The organism is Frankia tisae (assembly GCF_025403405.1).
GTDB classification, from domain to species: Bacteria; Actinomycetota; Actinomycetes; order Frankiales; family Frankiaceae; genus Frankia; species Frankia tisai.
This window is the reverse complement of the sequence record NZ_JANEZT010000591.1, coordinates 1-2,489: the sequence shown is the minus strand read 5'-3', so window position 1 is coordinate 2,489 and position 2,489 is coordinate 1. Positions and strand designations below refer to the sequence as shown.

Below are 2,489 nucleotides of genomic sequence, written 5' to 3'. Positions count from 1 at the left end.
GATCCCGTCCGGCCCCCGGCCCCCGGCCCCCGGCGGCGACACGCGGGCGGCCGCACTACCAATAATCACTTCAAGTAATTGCTATGCTACTTTGAGCGATACATGTTGAGACTGACGGCTGGAGGTTGAACTCCGTGTCCCCCCTTCCCGGCCGCCGCGTCCTGGTGGTGACGCACTACTTCCCGCCCGAGATCGGGGCACCCCAGGCGAGGCTGTCGGAGACGGCCCGGGCCTGGGCGGCCGACGGCCTCGACGTCACGGTGCTCACCGGTATGCCGAACCATCCCACCGGGGTGATCCCGCCCGAGTACCGCGGCGCCTGGTTGCGCACCGAGCGGGTCGACGGCTACCGCGTCGTGCGCACCCGCCTGTACGCCACCCCCAACGAGGGCGTGGTCCGCAAGACCCTGTCCCACCTGTCGTTCATGGCCTCAAGCGTCCTGCTCGGCGGCTGGCGGACCGGGCCGTGCGACGTGGTCGTGGTGTCCTCCCCGACCTTCTTCCCCCTGGGCTCGGCCTGGCTGCTCGCCAGGCTGCGAAGCGCCCGGCTGATCGTGGAGGTCCGTGACCTGTGGCCGGCCATCTTCGAGCAGCTCGGCGTCCTCACCAACCGGCGGATCCTCGGAGTTCTCGAACGCCTCGAACTCGCCGCCTACCGGGCCGCCGACAGCGTCGTCACGGTGACGGAGGGGTTCCGGGAGCACATCGTGCGGCGAGGCATCGCGTGGCACAAGGTGCACATGATCCCCAACGGCGTGGACCTCCACCGGTTCCACCCGGCCACCATGGCCTCGGCCGACATCCGGGGCCGCCTAGGTGCCACCGACGGCGACACCCTCGTGCTCTACCTCGGCGCCCACGGCATCTCGCACGGCCTGACCGCGATCGCCGACGCGGCTGCCCGGTTGACCGGCATGCCGATCCGGTTCGCCTTCGTCGGTGAGGGTGCCGAGAAACGCAGGCTCGTCGAGCACGTCGAGCGCCTGGGACTGGCCAACACGGCGCTGCGCGACGGAGTCCCCCGCGAGGAGGTGCCCGCCGTCGTCGCGGCTGCGGACATCTGTGTCGTCCCGCTGCGGGACGTGCCGATGTTCGACACGTTCATCCCGTCGAAGATGTTCGAGTTCCTCGCCGCGGGCCGCCCGGTGATCGGAGCGGTCCGCGGCGAGGCGGCGCAGATCCTCCTCGCCGCCGGGCAGATGGTCGTACCCCCCGAGGACCCGGCCGCGCTGGCGGACGCGGTCCTGGCCCTGGCGGCGGACCCGGACCGCCGGGCGCGGATGGGCCGCAGCGGGCGGGCGCACGTCGAGGCGCACTACGATCGCGACGACTTGGCCCGCCGCTACCAGGCGCTGCTGTTCGATGGCGCCTCACCCCCGGTACCGCCGTCGGCGGCGCCCCTCTCCCCACCGGGGTCAACACCTGAACCGGCGGCTACCGCACCCGAACCGGCTACCGCACCCGAACCGCCCGCCGAACCCGAACCGGGTGCGGCAGCCGCCACCGTGGCCATGTCCTCGGTCGCCCCCGCCGAGTCGCCACCGCGGGCATCCACGCAGGCCGGGCCGGACGTGGTCGCGTGAGATTCCTCGTCACCGGTGGCACCGGTTTCCTCGGCAGCCGGGTGGTCGAGGGGGCACTCGCGGACGGGCACCGGGTCGTCGGGCTGGCGCGCAGCGACGCGGCGGCGGCGAGGCTGCGCAGCCGGGGCGCGGAGGCGATACGGGGCGACCTCGACGATCCGGCGACCCTGCTTCCCGCGTTCCGCGAGGCGGCCTGCGAGACGCTGGTCAACATCGCCTCGCTCGGGTTCGGCCACGCGGACGCGATCGTGGCCGCCGCCCGCCAGGCCGACATCCGCCGGGCCGTCTTCGTCTCCACCACCGGGATCTTCACCACGCTCGATCCGCCCTCGAAACGCATCCGGGTGGCAGCCGAGCGGACCATCACGGCCAGCGGGCTGGCCTGGACGATCATTCGGCCAACGATGATCTACGGGGGCCCCGACGACCGGAACATGGCCCGGCTGCTCGCGCTGCTGCGACACGTTCCCGTGCTGCCGGTCCCCGGCGGGGGGCATCACCTGCAGCAGCCGGTGCACGTGGAGGACCTGGCCCACACCGTGCTGCGCGCGGCGACGACCACGGCGGCGATCGGGCGCGCCTATGACGTCGCCGGGCCCGAAGCCCTGACGTTCCGGCAGGTCGTGACCGCGGCCGGCGCCGCCGTCGGCCGGCGGGTGATCTGCGTGCCCGTACCGGTCCGCCCCATCGTCGCCGCGACCCGTGCCTACGAACGGCGGGTGTCCTCGCCGAGGTTGAAGGCCGAACAGCTCGCCCGGCTCACCGAAGACAAGGCGTTCGAGATCGACGCGGCCCGCCGCGACCTGGACCACCGGCCTCGGCCGTTCGCCGTCGGGATCGCCGAACAGGCCGCCACGGCCCAGTACGGCTCACCGGATTCCGCCAGCCGGTCGCGCAGGCCCACCC

The 2,489-nt window shown here is 73.0% G+C and carries 2 protein-coding genes; both read left to right on the top strand.

Features of this window, described 5'->3' with window-relative positions; genetic code table 11:
• Nucleotides 1–134 precede the first annotated feature (134 nt).
• Entirely contained in the window at nt 135–1,583 is a 1,449-nt protein-coding gene (locus NBZ85_RS30240) for a glycosyltransferase family 4 protein (RefSeq protein WP_261560466.1), read from the top strand.
• Nucleotides 1,580–2,489 (top strand): SDR family oxidoreductase (locus NBZ85_RS30235; protein WP_261563333.1); only part of this gene is annotated, 910 nt, incomplete at its 3' end. The genes NBZ85_RS30240 and NBZ85_RS30235, both read left to right, overlap by 4 nt.